Origin of the sequence: Niallia circulans NBRC 13626, assembly GCF_001591585.1 — a bacterium.
GTDB lineage: Bacteria > Bacillota > Bacilli > Bacillales > Cytobacillaceae > Niallia > Niallia circulans.
Window position 1 is genome coordinate 363,692 of record NZ_BCVE01000001.1, and the last position, 22,952, is coordinate 386,643.

Genomic DNA, 22,952 nt, shown 5'->3' on the forward strand with positions numbered 1-22,952 from the left:
CCAGCAATCTATTATGTCCATATTGTATCATGAAAAGTAGTTTTTCGAATATGAAAGAACAATCAATATAAATATGAAAGCCGGAGTAGAAAATAAAACTATTCTACACCGGCTTTCGTTTCATTATTCATTTCCTATTTCTTACTTAAAAAGGGCTTTATTTTTGGAAATACCTTCAATGCTGTTCGATAAAATACGTCTTCATGGTAAGTTTCTGGAATGAGCTTTTTTATAAACTCTATATATGGTTCAAATGGGGCTAGCGGCCAATCTGTCCCAAAAAGCAATTTATCATATGATTGGGCAAAAACTAATGCATGGCGTAAATGATCGAGAAAAATCCCTTCATGTGCTTCTTCCAGTTCTTTTTTTGTTCCAACGATTAAACCAGATAAATCGGCATATACATTCGAATTTTTATAAATAATTTCCGCACCAGTCAATGTCCAAGGATCACCGAAATGTGCCATCATAAAATTCACATTACGATGTTTCACAGCCACTTCATCAATTGCTAGAGGATGACTATATTTTAAGTATCCTCTTTCAGAGTATGTATCTCCAGTATGGAACACAACTGGTAATTGATACTTTTCTGCTAGTCGATAAACAGGTTCATATACTTCATCATAGGCATAAAAAGGGTAGTAGCCTAAATAAATTTTTATTCCCACAACATGTGGCTTTTGAATCTCCTGCTCTAATCGTTCTTGTGCCGATAAATCCATATCATATGGATTTATCCCAGCACAGCAGACGACATTGTCTGGAACCAATAAGTCCAAATCTAATCCCATTGGAGTCTGGGCCTTATAATCAGGAAAGCCCATCTCCGGCGTTTCTGTAACCCCCATCCCAATCGCAAGGACAATATCAGCCTTCCTCATCTCTTCTTTCAAGCCATTATAACTATAATCTACAAAGGAAAGATCTCGAGCTGTCTCTTTAAACGATCCAATATTTGAGTAGTGTATATGGGCATCAATTATTTTCATCTACGTATTCCCTTTCTGAAAATGCTATTTGCCTTACCTTATTAACTAAAGAAGACTGTAATTCCCCCTCGGTAAACAGAAGATAGGTTGGTTCTGTAAATAAGCGGTTCTCTGTTCTTCTGCACTTAGCATAGGAAATCAACTGTATCACATCTTTATTACTATAAAAATCTATACCTTTTGATTTATCACTTGCAATATAATAACACTTTTCTTGCTCTAGCGATAAATAGGAATGACCCTTTATATTAACTTCTTGCTCTTCTGAAGCAACCATATATTGTTTCGTACTCACCTTGTTATCCTGAATATGGAGAACAGCTTTTTCCTCCTCATTGCAAGTGATAAATAGGTTTGTATGCCATTCTTCTTCTGCCATACGTCTGCCTGCATCATCGATTATTTCTATAAATGTAATGAGCAAAGGAATCCCTGGCATTGTAAGGAAATATTGTTCATACTTTAACCCCTTCCATTTCTCATGATGCCTTATCGTTGTTACCAGCTTCACACCAGTCCATTCGTTATGATGGATATCTTTTAGACTAGTAAATGCACAAGCTGTCTCTTCCTTTAAGAGAGAAAATACATTTAAATCTGGCGGACCGTTTTTTATACCTCCACACCACGGATTCCACCAACTTTTTGCGATAGGCTTAGGAAAAGCATGCTCCAACCATTCCTTCCCATTTACTACTAAAGAATAGACGCCTGGATAGTAAGCAGGAGAAGCTTTAAAAGATACTATTCCATTCGAAACATGGTATACGGTAACTCCTTCTTCTATTTTTACTTCTGTTGTCATGTTCTTTCTGCTTGGCACAAAAAATAAATCATCGTTATCTATTATTTTTGCCGGCAAAGAAATGGTTGTTTTCACTGTGTTTAGCCCTAATTGAAGATCCCTTTGAGGCTGAATTTGGTAGATTTCTGATGCCCCCGTATCAATTCTCTGTGAATCTCCCTGTCTTTCATTCATTGTTATGGTCATTTCACCTTGTATTGCTTGATTACTATAATTCTTTATTCGTACTTTTAAGTCATTATCTCTATCTATAATGAGATTTGCCTCATTAAATTCAACCTTAAATCCTGGGGTAACAGTACTTGCGTGCTCTCTCTGTAACCCTTCTGCTGCTAACTCCCATTGCTGCCAATTACGATAGGCACCGATATTTACACTGATGGGCGAAAAAGCAACGGATTCATTTTTTCCGAGTATGCTTGTCGCCTCTACATGCACCTTCCAATTATCCATTTTGATGCGGGCCTCTTTAGCCCATGCAACACCGAATGGGGTAGAGTTTGGAGAAGTAAAATACCAATTCCCCGTTATATCCTTTGAATTTAATTCAAAAGGTTGTACTAGGTTCCATTCATTAAAGGAAACAACTTCCCCATTTAAAGGGAAATAGAGATTCTGCCATATGTCAAAAAATGTTTCCTGTACACTGATTTCTTTTTCTTCCAAACTATTATTAGTAATTGTTATCCAACGTTTAATCAACCCTTCTGCAAAGAGCTGATTTGTTAACATAATATCCAGATACGGAAAAGCATTAGACTTAAAGAATAGCTCTAGTTTAATACTGTTTCCAGTCTTTTCTGTACGAACTTTATATGGCTTTTGTTTAGACAGCTCATTGGAATAAGGCTTTCCAATAGACGGTGCAAACAGAGCAAAGTCTGTATGAGCAATTTCTGTCGTAAGATCTATTTTGCTTACGGTAAGTTGATGTGGACCATTATAAACCTGCCAACTCTTTTCTTGTTCTACTACAAACTGTTCGCCAATCCCTTTTAAGGCAAGCGCAATTTCCTTTTCAAATGTTAAAATCCCCTGCTCATTCTCCACAATTTCTCCTATGATTTTTTCTTTAAAACTGCCGCAGCTCTTCACTTGAACCGGAATTCGAATCCACTTCTTCGCTTTTTTAGCCAGTGCGAATGAATACTTATCCCCTTCAAAATATAAGTGGCCATTTTTGGGAATGGTGAAATATCCATTAATATCTTTTTCTAAATTATTACTAATCTCTAAATCTAAGTAAGTCTTCATTCCATTCGCTAAAATGGCCTCTATTTCCTTTCCCTCTATAGAAATAGGCGCTTGCGGGAAAACCCCCAGTTGTAAGCTTGTTTCTAATCCATTAATTCTAACTGTAACCTTTAATGCTGGAAAGGTCTTTCCATCTACAGGTTCTTCTCCTTTTTTAATCGTAAAGGGAGAAGAAATCGCTATTTCTTGATTACCCTTTATCTCTTGAGAACTTTGAAAACTGCATTGAATTCTGCCCTGATTATCTGCCAATGCTTCTAAGGAAAGCGGGTTTGCTGTTTTATTTTTCATCTTTAAATAGACCTTATGCTCTATTTCTTCTATACATTTATGATTGTCCATTGTTAATTCAATCTGAAAATCCTTTGTTTCCAAAGAGCAGATTCCTCTACTTGTTTTTTCAAATTTTACAACAACAGTCTCTGTTTCTTTTTGCCAAATATATTCATAATGTGTAAAACCTCTTTTAATCATCCCATCTGGCTTTATTTCAAGATTTCTTTTTAAATCTGCATACCAATCCATGTTCTTTAAATAATGATTCATTACTTCATCATTTCGGACAGTTGGGATAAAATTCATAAGATGAGTATATTGGTCATTATCCTCCCAAAAAAAACCGCAGCGTTTATATAATGGAACTGCCTTAAGATTACCTGCCCAAGTATATAAATCAAGTCTTGGCCATTTTAATTCTGTCGCTGCATTGAGGGCATGCAGTAAAAGCAGCTTACCAATTTTCTTGCCATGATAATCTGGACGAACATTTAATAAAGGAACATACAAGGCCCCTGCATCTTCTTTATAAACAGAAAAACCACAGTACCCTACTACTTCTTCTCCTATAACAGCTAAGAATGTATCAATATTATCTGAGCTTTGCTGTTGATCGCGTACTTGTTCTTCTGTTTTTCCTGTTCCTCCCCAAGAATCTTTACTTTTTGTCCACATGTCGGCCACTTTACCAGCAAGACCATCATGGTAGCTTACTATTTTAATTGCCTCTGAACCCTTGATTATCTTTTCCACTAAGAACCCTCTTTCCTCTTATTTTCCATTTTTGTTTGCATTGTTACTTCTTTATTTGTATTCATCCTAACTCCTCCTTTCTTTATTGTAGGAATGTTTTTCCAATATTCCTATTCTATCGTATTATTATTGAGAATTTTTGTAAAGATACCATAATAATAATTTTTCTAATAATTATGTATATCCAACAAAACTAGACAAAGCTCGTCAAAGGATTTTTTTTTCTTTTCGCGAAAATTATAAAGACAAGGGTTTTAAACGTCCTTCTTGCCATTGGTCTGTTTCGATTATTTTATAATGAGGGGTGTGTAGAATGTTAAGCGTACAATCAAAAGAACTTACGATTAAGGAAGAAAACAGCAAATTATTAAGTGTGAAGGAAGCTGCAGAATATATTAATGAAGGTCCTGGAGTTGTTCGAAATTGGTTAAGAGAATTGAAAACACTCATACCAGTTATTATTGGCGAAAATGGCTACCGATATTTCGATCAAAAAAGCTTAGACATTTTAGTAAAAGTTAAACAAATGCGTAATGAAAAACAAATGTCTTTAAGACAAATTGAAGATGAGCTGACAAGCCCTTTACCCTCTATCCCCATTGCCGCTGAAGCTACGGAAAAAATTCTTCAAGATTTACAAACAATCAAAGAAGAATTAGAACTTCAAAAAAATTTCAATCAAGTATTAGTACAGCAACTAAAAAAGCAGCAAGAGCATATCGAATTTCAACAAGAACATATTGCCAGTCAAGAAAGAAAAATAACTTTATTAGAAAATCCAATTGTTCTAAAAGAAAAAGAGGAACAATACTATGCTAAATCTAGAAAAAAGAAGCTGGCCGATCTCAATGAGCGGGAAACAAAGGAGAAAAAAAGTGGATTTATCCGCCTCTTTTCTTATCGTTAATCGTTCCTTATCATAAAAAATAAGGATCTTCAGCCCTTTAGTGAAAGGGTGTTCATTCACTAAAAGCAGAAGATCCCTATTTTTTTCTGTTATCAGATGAGCTTTTCAATATCCGCTTTTATCTCACTAGGACTTGTACTTGGTGCATAGCGGTCCACGACATTTCCATTTCGATCAATAAGAAACTTCGTAAAATTCCACTTGATTGCTTTCACACCTAATGTACCTGGTGCTTCTTTTGTTAAATATTGATAAAGAGGATCTGCCTCTTTTCCATTCACATCAATTTTAGCAAACATCGGAAAAGTCACACCGTAATTCATTTCACAGAATGATTTTATTTCTTCATTCGTTCCCGGATCTTGACTCATAAATTGATTACTTGGAAAACCTAGAACAACAAACCCCTCCTCTTTAAACTTTTGATACAATTCTTGCAGCTCTTTAAATTGAGGAGTAAAACCACATTTACTTGCAGTATTCACAATTAATATGATATTCCCTTTAAAATCGCTTAATGCCTGCATTTTTCCATCCATCGTTTTTACTTTAAAATCGTAAATGCTCATTTTACAATCTCCTTATACAGTTAATAATGAATCAATCGATTGAAGGGCAGCTAAAGTTTTTTCCATAAATTCCATCATCGTAATCATATCATCTATCTGTTCTTCTGTGATTAAACGATTAAAATCAATCGTAATATGATTCAGTATCGTTTGCTCCGCCTCAAGTGGCTGATAGCTGATTTCTTGCCTAATCTTCAAGTCTTTTCCCCATATATCTTCCACTAATTGCTGTAATAGTGGATAAAGAGTTTTGTCTTGCTTATGGCGTAAAAAAAGATGAATATAAACGGTAGCACCAATCCATTTTTCTTTTTTTACACTTTCTAATAGTTCCGCCGATAAATTTTGTAAATCAGCGGATAATTCAAACATTAGCTTAGCATTTTGTTGATTTTTCAATCGAAAAGTAATGGTATAATTTCTTGATAGCTTACTACTATTAAATACATCATTTCGATCTAAGACAATAATATCGCCATCTAAATCTTTATCATATATTAAGCCTTCCATTACTGTTCTCATATTTTCAAACGCAGTGGGATCAAACATCCTTTGTTCTCCTTTTTCCTAAATACAACCGTATTTTAAAACAATCCAACTGCTTTACCGTCTTCATCAACGTCCATGTTTAAAGCAGCAGGAGTTTTCGGTAAACCTGGCATTGTCATGACTTCACCAGTGAGTGCTACAAGGAAGCCTGCCCCAATAGATGGCTTGAATTCACGAATTGTAATCGAAAATCCTTCTGGTCTGCCAATTAATGATGGATCATCCGATAAAGAATATTGTGTCTTCGCCATACAAATAGGAAGATGTCCCCAACCATATTTTTCAAAGTCGGCAATCTGTTTCTTTGCTTTAGAAGAATATTCTACCCTATTCGCACCATAAATTTTTGTTGCAATCGCATGCACTTTCTCTTCTATCGTAGTATTAAGCGAATATAAATGTTGAAATCTTTGTTCCTTCTTTTCGAGAATCGCTAAAACCTTTTGAGCAAGCTCTATACCGCCATTTCCACCTTTTTCCCAAACCTCTGTTAAAGCAACGGGAATCTGTGCTTGTTCACAAAGCTCTTTTAACACGCTAATTTCTAATTCAGTATCTGTTACGAATTTATTAATAGCTACAACAAAAGGTAAACCGAATTCTTTAATACTGTCCACATGCTTTTGTAAATTAGCGAAACCTGCTCGCAGCGCTTCTATATTTTCAACCCCAAGCTCCTTCTTTGCTACTCCTCCATGCATTTTTAACGCACGAATTGTCGCAACTATCACGACGATTTCCGGATCTATCTCTTTATTTCTAGCCTTAATATTTAAAAATTTCTCTGCTCCTAAATCCGCACCAAATCCAGCTTCTGTGACAACATAATCTCCTAATTTGGCAGCAGCAGCAGTTGCTATGACACTATTGCAGCCATGGGCAATATTGGCAAACGGACCGCCATGAATAATCGCTGGAGAATGCTCGATTGTTTGAACCAAGTTTGGTTTAATTGCGTCTTTTAGTAGTAATGTAAGCGCACCTTCTACTTTCAAATCTCCCACGGTTACAGGTTCTCTGTCTACATTATACGCAACGACCATTCGAGCTAATCGAACTTTTAAATCCTTAATATCTGCAGCCAGACATAATACAGCCATAATTTCAGAAGCAACCGTAATGTCAAAGCCATCCTCTCTCGGAACTCCTTGTAATGGACCACCTAAACCAATCACTACTTTTCGCAGCGCACGATCGTTTAGATCAACTGCTCTTTTCCAGACTATACGGCGCTGATCAATACGACATTCATTCCCTTGATGTATATGATTATCTACTAAAGCTGCCAGCGCATTATTTGCTGTTGTAATGGCATGAAGATCTCCAGTAAAATGCAGATTAATATCCTCCATAGGTAATACCTGTGCTTTACCGCCCCCTGCAGCCCCTCCTTTTATGCCCATTGTTGGACCTAAAGATGGTTCTCTCATTGCTATGACGGTTTTTCTCTGTAATTTATTCAACGCATCCCCTAATCCAACTGTAACAGTTGATTTGCCTTCGCCAGCAGGAGTTGGATTAATAGCCGTCACAAGGATAAGTTTACCTGATTTATTCTTTTTCAACTTATTTAAGGTAGATGCTGTGATTTTCGCTTTATATTTTCCATATAATTCAAGATCATCTTCTGATAAACCAAGCCTCTCAGCAATATGTATTATTGGTTTCATAACTGCTTGTTGAGCAATTTCGATGTCAGATTTCATTTACGTCTATACCTCCATGATTATCCTCTGCTAATTTCGGTCTTCCTTTTAACATTGTACATTAAATGAGACGTGATACATACACGTTTCGACAAAATCATTATCTTACAAACATACTTATTATGTATCCACTAATCCTTTTTAACATTTCTTCCTTCCAAAAGATTATATAATATCTTTCAAAAATTCAAAACATTATGATTGCGACATATTCAAATCAAACTTATAATAAGCTATGATATTGATGGGAGAAAGTAATAACTAATTTATCGTTTAAAACCGATTGTTATGAAAAAAATGCAGTAAGCACCACTGACATTACTGAAAAGACGATTATAACTTTAGGAGGAGACATACCTTTATGCCTATTAGAATTCCTCAACTTTTGCCAGCACGAGAAATACTGGAAGATGAAAATATATTTGTAATGGAAGAAGGGCGTGCAAGAACCCAGGATATTCGACCATTAAACATATTAATATTAAACTTAATGCCTCAAAAAGAAAAAACGGAGGTACAAATATTGCGATTGCTTGGTAACACTCCTTTGCAGGTCAATATCTCCTTTTTAAGAACAGCATCGTATGAATCAAAGAATACAAGTTCCTATCATTTAGAACAATTTTATCGCGATTTTGCAGCAATAAAAACAAATAAATACGATGGAATGATTATTACAGGAGCCCCTGTTGAATTAATGAGTTTTGAAGAAGTAGATTATTGGGATGAGTTAACCCAAATAATGGAATGGTCGAAAACAAATGTGACATCTACTTTACATATTTGCTGGGGTGCACAAGCAGCTTTATTTCACCATTTTGGGATTAATAAGTATGAACTGGATCAAAAGTGTTATGGAATTTATTCCCACCATGTATTAAATCCGTCAGATAAATTAATGCGTGGTTTTGATGACAGCTATTTAGCTCCACATTCAAGATATACTAATGTATCAAGTGAAGAAATCAATGCACACCCAAACCTTGAGCTGCTGTCTGCCTCTGATGAAGCTGGCGCCTTTATTATTAGTGGAAATAAAGGCAAACAAATCATGGTTACTGGTCACTTAGAGTATGATGCTAGCACACTTGCTGAAGAATACAAACGAGATAAAGAAAAAGGTTTAAACATTCATCTGCCTCTTGGATATTTTCCCGAGAATAATCCGAGTAAAAAGCCATTAAATAGCTGGCGATCCCATGCTCATTTACTATTTTCCAACTGGCTGAATTATTATGTCTATCAAGAAACACCTTATGAGTGGAAATAAAAATGCACCAAGTAAAAAAGACTGGCACATAAGATTCAAACCCAAACGAAGATTATCGTTTGGGTTTTTTAATGATAGACTATTTAGCTGTTATTTCCTCCATTATTCGAAAAATAAACTTCTTCATATGGCTGAATAACCACAAAGCCCTCTCCGGAAAATTTCATTTGAATAGATTCTCCGCTGCCTCTCCCAAAAAACGATTTAAGAGTTATGTCTGTTACAAATTCTGGTTGTAGACTTCCCGACCAAGCAACTGTCGCATTAGGATCTGTGAATACCGGGTTATTTGGAGTAACTCTTAACGTTAATGGTTCGTAATGTGACGTAATGGCGACGATGCCACTTCCTGACAGGTTGATATTAAATAAGCCGCCAGATAGCATCCCGGCAATTCTTTTCATTAACTTAATATCCCATTTGATAGACGGCTCAAATGCCAGTAAATCATTTCCATTTACAAAGATAGAATCACCATTTAAACGGAGAATGGATATTTTCTTTCCTTGGTCAGCTAAGTAAAGTTTCCCCGTTCCTTCTGCTTTCATTAAGGAAGCACCTTCACCAGTTAACGCTTTTTTAAACATTTTACCTATTCCATGTTCCAAAATACCTTCGCGGGTAAAACGAATGTTTCCTCGATAAGAAACCATACTTCCTGCTTTCGCCCAAATTTTATTTGTTAAATTAATTTCAAGCATTCTTTCAGTTTCTAGTTCGAAAACTCCTTCATTTTTATCTTGCTGCTCTGTCTTAACTAAAAATTCCTCTAAGTCATATCTCCCCATTTTCTCACCTCTTCTAAAATTGTTAATTTAAGGATATCATTTAGCTAGTTGCATGAAAATAAAAATATAGGGTAAGGTTAAATATATTTTCTTCTATAATCTATCACTGCAGCCGGCAATTCATGATAATTTTAAACGTGTTTGTATATACTATTTTATATACATTAATTGGTAAGAAAAAAATCATATGTGATTACGAAGGAAAGGGGCTAATTATGGAAAAAATTGTTGCAGTAGAGCGAAATTATATGGGAGACATTATTAGTTTTAAAACATCTAATGGTAGAGTAATTTCCTATCGAAAAGCTTTGCTTGATATCGAAACTGGGGTAATTGATGGAGTAGATGTTGTGGAAAATGAAAGAGAGCAAGAAGATTTATCCTACTCGATAATAGATAACTTTGACAATTATCCACCTATTTTTTAACAGTTTCTTAAAAAATCAAGGGCAATTCTCTGTAGGCGTTTATTCTGCTTTATTAAAGCACACACCTAGAGAAAATTGCCCTTCCTTTATTCGATCGAATCGTTTTTTTGTTGGATTATTTTTAACTCTTCTACATGTTGTGGATTTTCTTCAAAAAATTGCACTAAATCCCCAATACGATCAATAGAGTCCCAGCTTAAATGGTGTTCTATTCCTTCCACATCATTATAAATATTTTCTTCTTTAACCCCAATAATTCGTAATAATTGCTCTAAAAGCTCATGTCTATACACTAATCGTTTACCGATTTTCTTTCCTTTTGGGGTCAAAACCAAGCCTCTATATTTTTCATAAACAAGATATTCATCCTTATCCAATTTCTGAACCATTTTTGTTACAGAGGAGGGATGGACAGATAGGCCTTCGGCGATATCTGATACTCGTGCATATCCTTTATCTTCTATTAGGTTGTAAATGCGCTCAATGTAGTCTTCCATACTAGGTGTCGGCAATTCAACCCCTCCTTTACCAGGATTACTCCTTTTTTCTATTCTATTCCATCATGCTTGTCTACGTTATATGTATGTAAATACCTGTTCAAACAAAAAATTCGCCTCTTTATAGAGGGAATAAGCATTTTAAGGATAAGCTAGTTAAACTAGGATGGTATAAAAGTGTTTCTTAAGCATTTTACTATAAAAAAAATAAGGAAACAAGATTCTTTCTAACACAACCTTCTAAAAAGACTGTTTCCTTATGTAAAATTCCAATGTGCTATACCCTTCTATTTTAGCACTGTTGCAAATTTGTAGCAAAATCTATTCGGGAAATTCCATTTTCCAACTAAAATACTCGTTATCCTGATTTTTCTCATATTTCATGATAGCATCAAATTTATTTCCTTTTTTGCTAATTAATCCTTTAACTGGTGCTTTCCCATTCTTGAGTAGTGCTTTAACCATCGTTTTCGTCGGCTTCTTCTTCATGGTCGCAAGAAATTTATCATTTTTCCAAATGACATATTTACAGCCATTTTTCCAGTTACTGCAGCCAAACCCCTTTTTTCCTTCTATAACAGCATGACCACAAAGGGGACATTTTCCCAATACTTCTGTTTTGGCCTTAGCATATGTAACTTCTTGGATAATGATATCTTCTTCCTTCTTTATTGTTTCAACCGCGTTTGTTGTGAAGCTGCTAATTATTTGCAAAAATTGTTGTTTACTAAATTGTCCTTTTTCAATATCATAAAGTGCTTTTTCAAGTCTTCCTGTGAAATCTAAGTTAAACAAATCTTTAATCGGAAAAATTTCGACCATTCTTCTTCCTAACTCCGTACAAACTAAGCTTTTATTTTTTGCTTCTATATAACCGATATCTTTGAGTTTTTTGATCGTTTCAGCGCGAGTAGCTGGCGTCCCAATGCTAAATCCGCTTAAAATGGATAATACATCTTCCTCTGTATCCGCATCAAAATTTTTTCCGCAAGTTTCCATCAGCCGAAGCAGTGTCTTTTCCGTATGTTCCTTTGGCGGCTGTGTAGTATGGGTGCTAGTGGCTGCTTTTTGTGTAAAAACCTCTTCTTGCAAGTTTACTAACGGAAGCATAACATCTTTCGATTGTATATTCTCAATCTTTTTCCAACCCTCTACTAATTGAACTTTTCCTTTTGTTACAAAGCTACCTTTTAATTCCACATGATTCATGCTTGTGATGATTCTTGTCTCTTCTACCTCAGCAACAGGCATAAATTGCATTAATAACCGATTTTTTATCGCTACATATACTTGTTCTTCCTCTTGGCTTAATTTTTTTGGGAGGACATAAGTAGGAATAATCGCACTGTGGCTTTCCACTTTTTTATTATCAAAAATCCGTTTGGATGGAACAAATTTCACTTCATTTTTAAATGGTAAATCTGCTGCGAGGAGATTTACCACTTTTTGTGTTTTTGCAATTAGACTTTCTTCCAGGGCAATACTTGCTGTTCTTGGGTACGTGATATACTTCTTTTCATAAAGACTTTGCGCAACTTTTAATACTTTATCGGCCGTCCATCCCTTATATTTGCTAGTTATATAGCCTTGAAGATTAGAAAGATTAAACAAAAAAGGCGGATATTCCTTTTTCTTTTGCACTTTCTTATCTGTTACAATTGCTGTTTTGCCTTTAATCTGTTCTTCTATTTCTTTCAAATATAGTTCTTCTTTAAACTTTTCTTCTTTTTTTTCAGTATAAGTACCTATATAACTGCTTCCGTTTTCTGTCATAAACGTTGCCTGCAGTTTATAATAATTTTCTGGAACGAAATTTTCGATTTCTTTATCACGATCATAAATGATTTTAAGAGTTGGCAACAAAACTCTTCCAATATTTAATGCCTTCCCTTTGCCTTTTTGATATTTCAAAGTTGCCACAGAGGTTAAATTAATACCAATTAACCAATCGGCCCATTGTCTGCTGACACCAGCATCTTGAAGAGGACGTAACTCTTTATTAGAGCGAAGATTATTTAATCCATTCAATACTTCATTAGGTGTCCATTCATTCAGCAATAGGCGGTAAACTTCTTTTTCCGTTTTTAAATTATAAATAATACTATCTCCAATGAGTTGCCCTTCTCGATCATAGTCACATGCAGATATAATGGAATCTACATCTTGTCTTTTTATTAATCTATGAATAATTTTCAGTTGTTTTTCTGCTCCACGGTCAGGTTTGTCTCTATCTTTCGGATCAGACTTTACTTTGTATTGAAATTTTGGAGGGATAAATGGAAAATTTTCTAATTTCCATGTAGACATTTTTTCATCATAATCTTTTGCATCATTTAACTGCAATAAATGGCCAAAAGCCCATGTAACAATATAGCCATTTCCTTCAAAATAACCATCTTGTCTGTTTTTTATTTTTAAAGCATCTGCAATGTTTTTCGATACAGATGGTTTTTCTGCCAATATTAATTTCATCTATATCACCTTTTTTCATAACTTACGTTCCTTGTTATTTTATACAAAATAATATTATAATCGCAAAAAAGATAATTGTATAGAAAGGGGAAAAGCTGTAGAAATGCAACTAGAGGATATTGAGGTATTTTCAATTAACTTATAAGATTACTATATTTTTGCTACTGATTTAACCATACAAAAAGGGGGGTTCCTTCCATACTAAATAGACGGAGAACATGGCCTCCGTCTTTCTATAGTAACTAATATGCCACCTTCAGGGATTTTTTAATTTGTAAATACTGTTCTAATTCTTTTAAAACAAAAAAGACATGCGCCTGTTCTTCAAATGAATCCCAGTCATCAGGCAGTTTATCATGCTTAATCAGCTCTTCTACTCTTTGCAGTTTACTCAAAAATAATACGGCTGTATTTCCTGAATGGACACATAAACTAAGTTCTTCCAGAAAGTCTGCCACAAGCTCTCGTTGATTATCTAATGTCTCTACAGATAAAATCCGATCAAAAAGCCTTGATATGATCTCTAATTGCTTTTCTCGAATTGTGAAGTAATGATAATAATAATTCTCTTTTCGAGTAAAATGATTTTCAACATCACGATAGGCGACTGATTTTGCACATTGTACAATATCAGATGCACGCTTTAATTTTGAAGCATACTCTTCTGTGATTTCATTTGTCCGCAAGTAAACAACCATATCCATCAATAATGCTTTAAAATAGTACTCTATATCTTTTTGATGAACTTTCATTTCCTTATCTAGACTAGGCATATAGCTATTAACAAGTAATGCTGCTCCTATTCCAATTACGATTAATCCCCATTCATTAAGAACAACGTCCCAAGTCATATGGTTGGTGGAATATATATGGAGGATAATAACAGTACTTGTTACAACCCCTTCATTTACCTTAAGTAAGACAGTGGTTGGGATAAATAATAGCAATAATAAACCAATGATATACGGTTCATATGCCATACCCTCAAAGAAAACATAGGAAAATGGAATGGCAAGTATACATGCGATAAAACGTGAAAATGCACTATGCAAAGACTTTTTCTTCGAGTTTTGAACACAAAGTATGGTTATAATTGCTGAAGATACATAGAAATCTAAGTGAAAAAACTGGGCGATAGTTATTCCTATACTTACCGCAACTGCTGTTTTAAAAGTTCGATAACCAATTTTATATTTTTTCAGATTTCGCAAAGCTCTATGCATTCGCATCATCAATCACAACCAGTAACTAATAAATCATCCTGTAAAGAAGCTAACCTCGTATTTATTGCAATTTTATCACCAGCTTTTACTAAAAGTTGCACCACAGATCCACTAAATGGAACACTGACATCTTTTATTTCTCCTGCTAATGTTCTAATAGTCAAAATAGGTTCCCACTCATAGAAATAAGCTTTTTCCTTCATTAGAATCTCACTAACAGTTCCTTCAAATGGACTAAGGATCATCTGGTCTTCTCTGGAAATTTCATAATACGGACTTTGACTGCTCTTTACAATCGTTTCAATCATTTTAATAAATCTTCCCTTTTATTTATTTTTTACTTTACTTGTTTTGGGTTTATTTCATAAAAATAAACTCAGTTATATAATAGTAATCATGTTAATAAAAACACATTTCCCCCTATAATTCAATGATTTCAAGAATAATTTTTGCTTTTTTTCACAGGAAATTTTTGCTTAACAAACTCCTTTTAAAAGCCTGTCAGAATTGAACTCCGCAAGTACAACAATGAAAGCGCGCACAGTTTTAAAAAAATAATTTTTCTCGTCACATAAAAAAACTAGCTGTCAGCTAGTTTACATAAAGTACTTCTTAATTTTGCTGTCTGTTTGGATATACCAATTTTCTTTTTCAATTATGTTTGATACAGTTAAAATAAGAGATGGGATTTTTTCTACAATGAATACGATTAACCCGATTTTTTTTACCAAAATGACAAACGACTCCCCATGTGAAAAGCTAGGCAGCACACTCCCTAATTGAAGAATACTTTTTACTAACGCTTCCTTACTGTCTTCCTCGAGAACAATATTTGGGGTAAATCGCAAAATCCAATTTTCCTTTTCAATTGAAAATCGATACATTAAGCCACCCTCTTATTCTAATTCCTAAAAAAAACAAAACTGCTATTTCATCATATGTGGAAAATCATTATTTATGTAACATTGTAGTTTGGGTAAAGACCTCTTTCAGATCCCTCCTCTTTTTCTCATCCAAGTATCATATTATCATCCATTTATTTTGAATCACACCATATTTAATTCTTCTATGTATTCGTTTTCTTTTTTATTCGCTTTATAAGAAAACCCTTCCAAAAATTTAATTAAGTTTTCCGAAAAAACGCTTAGAAACCTTGACTACATATGGGTAATCGTGTATATTATAGACATCATTTAACAAAATTCAGAATAATTTTTTTCTATTATTATTTTGTTCTATGAAAATATTTATTTTATAGGCACAATTCATGTGTCTTGAAAGGCTTAGGAGGAAATTTATTATGCAAAACGGTAAAGTAAAATGGTTCAATAACGAAAAAGGATTTGGCTTCATCGAAGTTGAAGGCGGAGATGACGTATTCGTACATTTCACTGCTATTCAAGGCGAAGGTTTTAAATCATTAGAAGAAGGACAAGAAGTTTCTTTCGAAATCGTTGAAGGAAACCGTGGACCTCAAGCTGCTAATGTTGTTAAACTATAATTAATAATAGTATTCAGGGGATTTTTCAAGGAGTTTTCTTCTTGAAAAATCCCCTTTTATTTTTTGCTTATGGAAAAAGTGACCCCATCACTTTGAACTGGATAGTTTTTCCCCGTATTCCCTTAGCTTATTTCCCACCGTACATTGCGAAATACAAAAGCGGTGAGCTCTCCTTTTACCATACTCTACTTTGTTTTGGCGATATAAAAAACAATCTTTACAATAATCTTGCATTAATTCATCTGCTTCTTTCATCAGTTCTTTTCTTTGCAAGCTTCACCACTCCTTTCTACTTACTTGCCGATTAGAGCAATTGCATTTTGCTATAGATACGTTTCCCTTCTAATGCTTGAGTTGCCAGTTTATCTGCTTCCTTATTGTCGTTTCTGCCAATTGAAGTATAAACCATACTTAAATGTAAAGTTTTGATTTTCGCTTCTATCCGATCGAGCCAATTATTTAAATCTTCTTCATAGCATGGCCACTCGCCTTCTAATTGTTTCAATACTACTTGAGAATCCCCCTTTACTTCACAAGTAACACCCTTGACTTCCAATTCTTCTAAAAGATTTAATGCGTGGAAAAGAGCAGCATATTCAGCTTCATTATTGGAGAGGATATCATGAAATAATTCATTTGCCCTAACTCTAAATTTTTTCTTTCCTTGATGAAAGAAAAGTACGGCGCCAATCCCCGCCGTTTTCGTTTCTTTATGGTAACCTCCATCAAAATAAATCGTAAAGTCATGTGGCTCTTCTTCTAATTCTTCATTTAGCTTTCGTAATTCTTTTAATGTCCAGCTTGTGCCTTTTTCATCATAAAAAAGAATATCTGCTACATCATTGCGTTTTTCCAACTCATCCCCTGCTTCGAGAGCCATACTTGATTGAATCCAATCTGATGTAAAGTAGATAAAATCTTTCTTTTTCTTCATTTGAAATTTATATTCTAATTTGTATTTCATTACGGAACAACCTTTCTACATATAGAATGACGTCAATAAGGGCCGGACTATTCTTATTGTCCGTTAATGGAGGGGAAAATAAACTATTCTGCTAAAAGATATCAAAAATTCACCTAACTATACGGTTTTTATAAAGATTGATTAAGGAGCTCAAGAACCTTTTTGTTTTCTCCCCAGCTGTATGATCTCTCACTTTCTCCCATCTCCGTAAAAAATAGCTTATCAATTAGAACTTCACAGTATGTCATCTACTGAAACTATTGCAAAAACAACGGACTTTTAGAAACCAATCTTTTCATTTATAATATTTTACATCCTATTTCTTATTTATTTTTCATTTCCTATCCTGATGGAAACTTCTCACACCTAATAAGTCGATATAAGTTTAATGATATATATACAATTTATACAATTAGTATGAAAGTAAAATAGTCACAGATCGTACATAATCATTGCTTAATCATATCAAATTTTTTGGAGGTAGCAAAATGATTGAAGTTTATATAGATGGTGCTAGTGCTGGAAATCCTGGTCCAAGTGGTGCCGGTGTCTTCATAAAAGGCCATGGTTCTGCGGATAAATATTCATTTCCTCTTGGTTCAATGAGTAATCATGAAGCGGAATACTATGCATTGATTAAAGCATTAGAAATCTGCATCCATAATAATTATCTTACCGTAAGTTTTCGTACTGATTCGGAACTAGTAAGTCGTGCAGTGGAAAAGGAATTTGCGAAAAACAAAAAATTTGCTCCGCTTTTAGAGCAAGCTTTAAAGCTTATCAGTCAATTAGAATTATTCTTTATTAAATGGATTCCAAGTAATGAGAATAAAACAGCAGACGAATTAGCAAGAATTGCCATTAGAAAAAATAAATAAGGAAGTTTTCATCCTTTCTGTTTTAAGCCTTCCCATCAAAAGCAATAAAATATACATTTCTTTCAAACGGGATTTTTTTAGAAAATAGTGATTTAATCATATAATAAAACCCAATAATTAGCGGATAAAAAAGAGGTTGGCACCAAGTAAAGGCTTGGTAAAACAATCGTTAATAAAACTAGTAAGTAGAGCTGCGATTATATATTTGGTTATTTATGTTTTCCCTAAAGTTAGTTAAGTAACCGCATATGATTAATGAAACAGCATTTAGACTATTCAGGTGCAGGATTACAGCTGCAAACGCGAAGGTTATTTAGGATGTAGGATGCGATATGCAACAACCTTTTGGAATGCCTTAAAAAGAGCAAAAACCCATGCGATTATACGAATTTTCTAATAGCTTTCTCGTATAATCGCTCGGGTTATCTGATAACTGGATCGAAATATCCTCTTTTCTGGATGGAAAATAATATCCCTCTTTTTCTAGAGGGGAAATAAGTGATTTCTTTTTATAAAGCCGATTACTTCTTTTTTTGTTTTCAATTCGTTGTCGTTAAACATCTCGAGTAAGGAAACGAAAAAACTTCCATCAAATTTTTTTTGTATTTTTAAAGTACATTCAATTGCAGTTATGACAAGTTCATCTGTAGCATTTGTATATGCTTTACCAAAATAAATAAAACCTATCACATCTTCACCAAAGGAAAAGCCTTTACTTTCTAAAAAGAGCAAAAATTCCTCTACCGTTTTCAAACTTAACGTACATTCCCCTCTATCCTTTTACCTATATGTTACTTTATATCACGACAATTTTCTAGCTTTTTCAACATTTTTCCGTCTCTTTCCAAACGTTTGTCACCTATTTTTCTTATTCTAGTTATACAATTAAAAAGGCTAGAGAACATAAGAACTTTATTTCTCTAGCCTTTCGTTTACCACCGCAGTAATGAACGTTTCTTTTTTGTAAATAAATGTCCAAGAAAACCAACTAGTACCCCTAATAAAGCTCCTCCTAACACCTCTTGAGGCTGGTGGCCAAGCATTTCTTTCAGTTTTTTTGGCTGCTGCTCCTTAAAGGCGATATTTTTGTCTTTATTAATTTTATCGACTAACTCGCCTAAATCATTTACTTTTAATGTTAATTCACCTGTTTGTCTTCTAATCCCTTGTGCATCATACATAACAATTAAGCCAAAAATTAAAGACAAAGCAAAATCAATTGTTGGTAAACCACGCTTTAATGCTATAAATGTTGTAAGAGAAGATACGCCTGCCGAATGAGAGCTTGGCATACCGCCTGTTTGAAAAAACAAGCCTTTATCCCACTTCTTTGTTTTTAAAAATTGTATAGGTATCTTTAGAAACTGTGCCAACCCAATACTAATTAAAGCAACATAAATGCCCTTATTCATCGTCATCACCTCTTTTAAATAGTCTCTTTCTTTATGGATGATATTATTCTTGGTTGTTCATACTATGAATGAATTTTTATTTCCACAACTAGTTGATGAGGTGAATATAATGAGTAAAAACCATGGAAACAGAGGAAAAACAGCTGGAGGAGTAAATCCACAAGGCTACGGTCAAGACGCCGATATAACTCCATCTCCAAAAAGTAAATTGGAAAATGCAGCGAAAAAGAAAAATACAAAATAATGATATTCCAGTAACCTCGCTATGAGGATGGGGCTGTATTAAAGCCTCATCCAGCTTCTCTTATTCTTTTCCCCCTTCTTACAAATTTATATAGACATAGAACAAAGGAACAGAAAAAGTTATGCTGTAAAAATGTAAATGTCTAGTTTCCCTTTAAAAAACAAAACGAATAAAAAAAGATTATACGAAACATTCCATTAACATTCCGCCTAATCTTTTGGGTTAATCTGTTATTAAAATAAAGTAAGTGCTTCTTTCTTTTCTACGTAATGATGAAATCTTTTAAACTCTAGCTCTTCGAATTTTTTTACTGCACTTTCTGGATTGATATTTAGATAACTTTCTTCTAACAAACAGCTCACTGGTACGTCACATTTAATTTCTGCTAATTGCCTACTTAAATGGAGAATTTCAAGATCCGCTTCAATCTTTGTTCGTTGTCCCTTTGTAAGAAGGGATAAATTAGCTAGAATTCCTTCGATATTCTCATGAACTTGCAGCAGCTTCAATGCTGTTTTTTCGCCAATGCCTTTTACTCCTGGGTAATTGTCGCTTGTATCGCCCATTAAGCCTTTTAAATCAATCATTTGTTTTGGCGTTATTCCTTTTTCTTCTTGAAAACTAGAAGGTGTATAAAGCATATAATTACCATAGCCTTTCTTTAATAGAGCTACGGAAATATGGTCATCTAATAATTGAAGGATATCCTGATCTCCTGTAAGAATAATGACATTTGCTTCCCCTTTCATTTGCTTTGCGATCGTTCCTATACAATCATCTGCTTCAAATCCTGCTACACCTATATTCGGTACATTAAAACTTTCGACAACTTCCTTTACTAAATCAAATTGTGGAATGAGTTCAACTGGGGCTTCCGAACGATTCGCTTTATACGAAGGATACATTTCTGTGCGAAATGTTGTACTCCCCATATCCCAGCAAACCGCCACATGAGAGGGATTAAAATGTTCAATCGCTGTGAAAAAGTGTTTTACAAAACCATGAATCGCATTTGTTGGAATTCCTTTTGTATTGACCATAAATTGACCTGTTACTGCTGTAGCAAAAAATGCACGAAATAATAGCGCCATTCCATCTACTAACATTAGGTTTGCCTGTTTCTCCTTGTTCAAAATGCATCTCTCCTTTATATCCATTAGTTCATTATAACAGAATCTCCAAAAATTGTGGCTGGTAGCTTTTTCTTTTTCTATTACTTACTTAAAAGAATAAATATCCGCTTAAGTATATTGACAATATTTTGTTATTGTTTTATAGTTGATTACACAACTAATCAACCAATCAACAATATAAGGAAGGGGCAGATCGTGAAAGCTGTTTTTGATGACTCAAAACCTATTTTCCAGCAAATTTCAGATATGATTGCAAATGAAATCGTCGAAGGTGAGTTGTTAGAAGGTGACCAAATTCCATCCACCACCGAAATTTCTAAATTTTATCAAGTGAATCGTGCAACGGTACAAAAAGGGCTTGCTGCATTAGTGGAAGCTGGATATGTATATAAGCAGCGCGGAGTTGGAATGTTTGTTTCTAAAGATGCTAAGCAAAAGTTACTTGAAAAGCGAAAAGAAGAATTCTACAACGATTATTTAAAACCAATGTTTGAGGAAGCAAAGCGTCTTGAATTAAAAAAAGAAGAATTATTAAAAATAATTAAGGAGGATTATAAGCATGATTAAACTCGAAAATGTCTCTTTTTCATATGGAAATACGCCTGCTCTGCGGAATGTAAGTATAGAGGAAACAGAACCAATCATCATGGGGCTCTGGGGTCGAAATGGTTCTGGTAAAACAACGTTTATGAAACTTTTAGCGGGTATGGAGAATATTGATGCTGGAAGAATCAATGTAAGTGGGATTACCCCATATAATAATACAGAAACAATGCACAATATCACTTATATACAAGAAAATCATCCATTCTCTATTCTTTGGAATGTCGAAGATGCCTTATATTTCGGTCCATTATTTAATAAAAACTGGGATGCAGATTTAGCCGAACAGCTGGTTTCTCTTTTCGTACTTCCACGAAAAAAGAAAATCAAGAATTTTTCTAAAGGAATGCAAACGATGTTACAAATCATCCTTGGGTTAGCTAGTAAATCACCTGTAACGATCATGGACGAACCTACAAATGGACTGGATGCTCATATGAGAAAACAGTTCTATAACGCACTTTTAAATACGTATGAAGAAGATCCACGTTTAATCATTTTATCGACACATCATATTGATGAAATGGAAGCATTGTGTGAAAAAATTGCCGTCATTAACGAGCAGACAATCGTACGATATGAGGAAACAGAAGAATTAAAGAGTCGTGGGATTCATTTATCTGGATTAGCTTCAGCAATCGAGCCTTTAATAGAAGGATATCCCATTTTAGAGAAAAGAAAACTCGGAAAACAAATGACTGTGATGATGGACGACGTCTATTCGGACAACTGGATATCCAAAGCAAAAGATGCAGGTGTTACTATAGAAAAAGCTAAATTACAGGATTATCTTGTTAACTATACAACAAGAAAAGAGGGACAAAAAATATGAATACTTTTACAGGACCATTCCGATTAATGATGCGCGAAATGAGCATGACATTTTATATCAACGTTTTTATTACTTTTGCTCTGTTTGTTTTTTATAATGTTCTAGGATATATGGGTGTAGCAGAATCTGGTTCCTTTATCTTGTTCGGTCCCCTATTTGTCGTTTTTCTTTTATACCCATTTATTAATTTTAGTGGTTATCAATATATCCTTTCATTAGGAGGGACGAGAAAGCAGTTTGTATTAGCTTTCTATCTTTCCGCAGTCATTTATAGTGTTTTGGGTGGAGTAATTCTTAATTTATTCTATTTTTTCACTACCCTATTAACAAGCAGCAATTATCTTTTTCATTTCGCAAAATTCATCCATACCACGAACTGGCTTATTTATTTTTGGATAGATTTTTCTTGGATTTTCTTTTTATTTAGTTTAGGAATGATAGCAAAGACAGTTTGGTTTAATTATGGCACAGCATTTTTACTCGCTGTATCTACAATACTGCTAATAATCGGAACAATTGCCGTAGTTTTTGGTGACATGAGCTCTTTAATAACTACATTTTTGGAGCATCATTTAAAATTTGTTACCATCTTATTTGGATTATCAATCGTTTTTCTTTTATTATCTTATTCCCTAATGAAAAATGCGCCTTTAGAAAAGGGGGGACGGTTGAATTTCAAACAATATAAACAAAATAATTTAGTCATTCATAGGTAAGTACACTATAGATAAATAATAGAATATAAATATTGAGGACAGCCTCTAAAAAACTAGCGAGAGCATTCGGATCCGCCGCAAGGAAATAAAGCCAAACAATCACTTAAAAGTTTGAATGTTTGGCTCTATTTTTGTTCATTTCCCGTATTCATCAAAAGATAGTCTTATTCTCCATAT

General features: G+C 34.2%; 25 protein-coding genes. 9 read left to right on the forward strand and 16 right to left on the reverse strand.

The features are described from left to right. Window positions 1-134: 134 nt before the first annotated feature. Both BCI01S_RS01970 and BCI01S_RS01975 read right to left on the reverse strand, forming a co-directional pair. Window positions 135-995, reverse strand: a complete 861-nt coding sequence (locus BCI01S_RS01970) for an amidohydrolase family protein (protein ID WP_047940435.1) — start codon at window positions 993-995, stop codon at window positions 135-137. Further along, window positions 982-4,083, reverse strand: a complete 3,102-nt coding sequence (locus tag BCI01S_RS01975) for a GNAT family N-acetyltransferase (RefSeq protein WP_061796444.1) — start codon at window positions 4,081-4,083, stop codon at window positions 982-984. Before BCI01S_RS01975 ends, BCI01S_RS01970 begins: the two co-directional genes overlap by 14 nt. Window positions 4,084-4,396: 313 nt before the next feature. Between BCI01S_RS01975 and BCI01S_RS01980 the strand changes: the two genes are divergently transcribed. Beyond that, window positions 4,397-4,990: a MerR family transcriptional regulator gene (locus tag BCI01S_RS01980; RefSeq protein WP_061796447.1), complete on the forward strand. Its 594-nt coding sequence runs from the start codon at window positions 4,397-4,399 to the stop codon at window positions 4,988-4,990. A 92-nt stretch (window positions 4,991-5,082) separates the two neighbouring features. On the opposite strand, the gene BCI01S_RS01985 is transcribed toward BCI01S_RS01980, so the two are convergent. The 3 genes from BCI01S_RS01985 to BCI01S_RS01995 are packed head-to-tail and all read right to left on the reverse strand — an operon-like array spanning window position 5,083 to window position 7,814. After that, entirely contained in the window at window positions 5,083-5,559 is a 477-nt protein-coding gene (locus tag BCI01S_RS01985) for a glutathione peroxidase (protein ID WP_061796449.1), read from the reverse strand. Window positions 5,560-5,571: 12 nt separating this feature from the next. Continuing rightward, window positions 5,572-6,108, reverse strand: coding sequence for a hypothetical protein (locus BCI01S_RS01990; RefSeq protein WP_047940431.1), 537 nt, complete (start codon window positions 6,106-6,108; stop codon window positions 5,572-5,574). 35 nt (window positions 6,109-6,143) lie between these two features. After that, complete coding sequence (locus BCI01S_RS01995; RefSeq protein ID WP_047940430.1) at window positions 6,144-7,814, reverse strand: formate--tetrahydrofolate ligase; 1,671 nt, start codon at window positions 7,812-7,814, stop codon at window positions 6,144-6,146. 361 nt (window positions 7,815-8,175) lie between these two features. On the opposite strand from BCI01S_RS01995, the gene metA reads away from it, so the two are divergent. Then, window positions 8,176-9,084: a homoserine O-acetyltransferase MetA gene (gene metA / locus BCI01S_RS02000; RefSeq protein ID WP_047940429.1), complete on the forward strand. Its 909-nt coding sequence runs from the start codon at window positions 8,176-8,178 to the stop codon at window positions 9,082-9,084. A gap of 83 nt (window positions 9,085-9,167) precedes the next feature. Here the strand turns inward: metA and BCI01S_RS02005 are convergent, their stop codons facing one another. Next, a complete protein-coding gene (locus BCI01S_RS02005; protein WP_047940428.1) occupies window positions 9,168-9,872 on the reverse strand; it encodes an AIM24 family protein in 705 nt (234 codons plus the stop codon). Between the two features lie 215 nt (window positions 9,873-10,087). On the opposite strand from BCI01S_RS02005, the gene BCI01S_RS02010 reads away from it, so the two are divergent. After that, entirely contained in the window at window positions 10,088-10,300 is a 213-nt protein-coding gene (locus BCI01S_RS02010) for a DUF3892 domain-containing protein (RefSeq protein ID WP_047940427.1), read from the forward strand. Between the two features lie 86 nt (window positions 10,301-10,386). Here BCI01S_RS02010 and mntR read toward each other — a convergent pair whose 3' ends face one another. The 5 genes from mntR to BCI01S_RS02035 form a co-directional block, all read right to left on the reverse strand. Next, window positions 10,387-10,812: a transcriptional regulator MntR gene (mntR, locus tag BCI01S_RS02015; RefSeq protein WP_047940426.1), complete on the reverse strand. Its 426-nt coding sequence runs from the start codon at window positions 10,810-10,812 to the stop codon at window positions 10,387-10,389. 306 nt (window positions 10,813-11,118) lie between these two features. Continuing rightward, window positions 11,119-13,269, reverse strand: coding sequence for a type IA DNA topoisomerase (locus BCI01S_RS02020; RefSeq protein WP_047940425.1), 2,151 nt, complete (start codon window positions 13,267-13,269; stop codon window positions 11,119-11,121). Between the two features lie 242 nt (window positions 13,270-13,511). Continuing rightward, window positions 13,512-14,501 (reverse strand): aromatic acid exporter family protein, encoded by a 990-nt coding sequence (locus BCI01S_RS02025; protein ID WP_235844424.1) that lies wholly within the window; start codon window positions 14,499-14,501, stop codon window positions 13,512-13,514. Further along, window positions 14,501-14,800, reverse strand: a complete 300-nt coding sequence (locus tag BCI01S_RS02030; RefSeq protein WP_047940424.1) for a hypothetical protein — start codon at window positions 14,798-14,800, stop codon at window positions 14,501-14,503. The genes BCI01S_RS02025 and BCI01S_RS02030 overlap by 1 nt, the downstream gene beginning before the upstream one ends. Before the next feature lie 288 nt (window positions 14,801-15,088). Further along, the gene (locus tag BCI01S_RS02035; protein ID WP_047940423.1) at window positions 15,089-15,376 is read right to left on the reverse strand and encodes a hypothetical protein; all 288 of its coding nucleotides are present in this window, start codon (window positions 15,374-15,376) and stop codon (window positions 15,089-15,091) included. A gap of 416 nt (window positions 15,377-15,792) precedes the next feature. Between BCI01S_RS02035 and cspD the strand changes: the two genes are divergently transcribed. Beyond that, window positions 15,793-15,993 carry a cold-shock protein CspD gene (gene cspD, locus BCI01S_RS02040; RefSeq protein WP_009332654.1) on the forward strand — a complete coding sequence of 67 codons (201 nt, stop codon included), beginning with the start codon at window positions 15,793-15,795 and terminating at the stop codon, window positions 15,991-15,993. 87 nt (window positions 15,994-16,080) lie between these two features. Here cspD and BCI01S_RS02045 read toward each other — a convergent pair whose 3' ends face one another. After that, complete coding sequence (locus BCI01S_RS02045) at window positions 16,081-16,266, reverse strand: zinc-finger domain-containing protein (RefSeq protein WP_047940422.1); 186 nt, start codon at window positions 16,264-16,266, stop codon at window positions 16,081-16,083. A 31-nt stretch (window positions 16,267-16,297) separates the two neighbouring features. Beyond that, a complete protein-coding gene (locus BCI01S_RS02050; RefSeq protein WP_047940421.1) occupies window positions 16,298-16,957 on the reverse strand; it encodes a reverse transcriptase-like protein in 660 nt (219 codons plus the stop codon). A 488-nt stretch (window positions 16,958-17,445) separates the two neighbouring features. On the opposite strand from BCI01S_RS02050, the gene BCI01S_RS02055 reads away from it, so the two are divergent. Beyond that, window positions 17,446-17,835 (forward strand): reverse transcriptase-like protein, encoded by a 390-nt coding sequence (locus tag BCI01S_RS02055; protein ID WP_047940420.1) that lies wholly within the window; start codon window positions 17,446-17,448, stop codon window positions 17,833-17,835. Window positions 17,836-18,318: 483 nt separating this feature from the next. Here BCI01S_RS02055 and BCI01S_RS02060 read toward each other — a convergent pair whose 3' ends face one another. Both BCI01S_RS02060 and BCI01S_RS02065 read right to left on the reverse strand, forming a co-directional pair. After that, window positions 18,319-18,588, reverse strand: a complete 270-nt coding sequence (locus BCI01S_RS02060) for a DUF6123 family protein (RefSeq protein WP_047940419.1) — start codon at window positions 18,586-18,588, stop codon at window positions 18,319-18,321. A 179-nt stretch (window positions 18,589-18,767) separates the two neighbouring features. Continuing rightward, the gene (locus tag BCI01S_RS02065) at window positions 18,768-19,247 is read right to left on the reverse strand and encodes a divergent PAP2 family protein (RefSeq protein ID WP_047940418.1); all 480 of its coding nucleotides are present in this window, start codon (window positions 19,245-19,247) and stop codon (window positions 18,768-18,770) included. 109 nt (window positions 19,248-19,356) lie between these two features. On the opposite strand from BCI01S_RS02065, the gene sspL reads away from it, so the two are divergent. Further along, complete coding sequence (sspL, locus tag BCI01S_RS02070; protein WP_047940691.1) at window positions 19,357-19,491, forward strand: small, acid-soluble spore protein L; 135 nt, start codon at window positions 19,357-19,359, stop codon at window positions 19,489-19,491. 233 nt (window positions 19,492-19,724) lie between these two features. Here the strand turns inward: sspL and BCI01S_RS02075 are convergent, their stop codons facing one another. Continuing rightward, complete coding sequence (locus BCI01S_RS02075; RefSeq protein WP_235844428.1) at window positions 19,725-20,597, reverse strand: 5'-3' exonuclease; 873 nt, start codon at window positions 20,595-20,597, stop codon at window positions 19,725-19,727. Window positions 20,598-20,819: 222 nt separating this feature from the next. On the opposite strand from BCI01S_RS02075, the gene BCI01S_RS02080 reads away from it, so the two are divergent. From BCI01S_RS02080 to BCI01S_RS02090, 3 genes are read left to right on the forward strand one after another with little or no spacing between them, the layout of a single operon-like run. After that, window positions 20,820-21,191, forward strand: coding sequence for a GntR family transcriptional regulator (locus BCI01S_RS02080; RefSeq protein ID WP_047940416.1), 372 nt, complete (start codon window positions 20,820-20,822; stop codon window positions 21,189-21,191). Continuing rightward, window positions 21,184-22,059, forward strand: coding sequence for an ATP-binding cassette domain-containing protein (locus tag BCI01S_RS02085; protein WP_047940415.1), 876 nt, complete (start codon window positions 21,184-21,186; stop codon window positions 22,057-22,059). Before BCI01S_RS02080 ends, BCI01S_RS02085 begins: the two co-directional genes overlap by 8 nt. After that, the gene (locus tag BCI01S_RS02090) at window positions 22,056-22,775 is read left to right on the forward strand and encodes a hypothetical protein (protein ID WP_047940414.1); all 720 of its coding nucleotides are present in this window, start codon (window positions 22,056-22,058) and stop codon (window positions 22,773-22,775) included. Before BCI01S_RS02085 ends, BCI01S_RS02090 begins: the two co-directional genes overlap by 4 nt. Window positions 22,776-22,952: the final 177 nt, after the last annotated feature.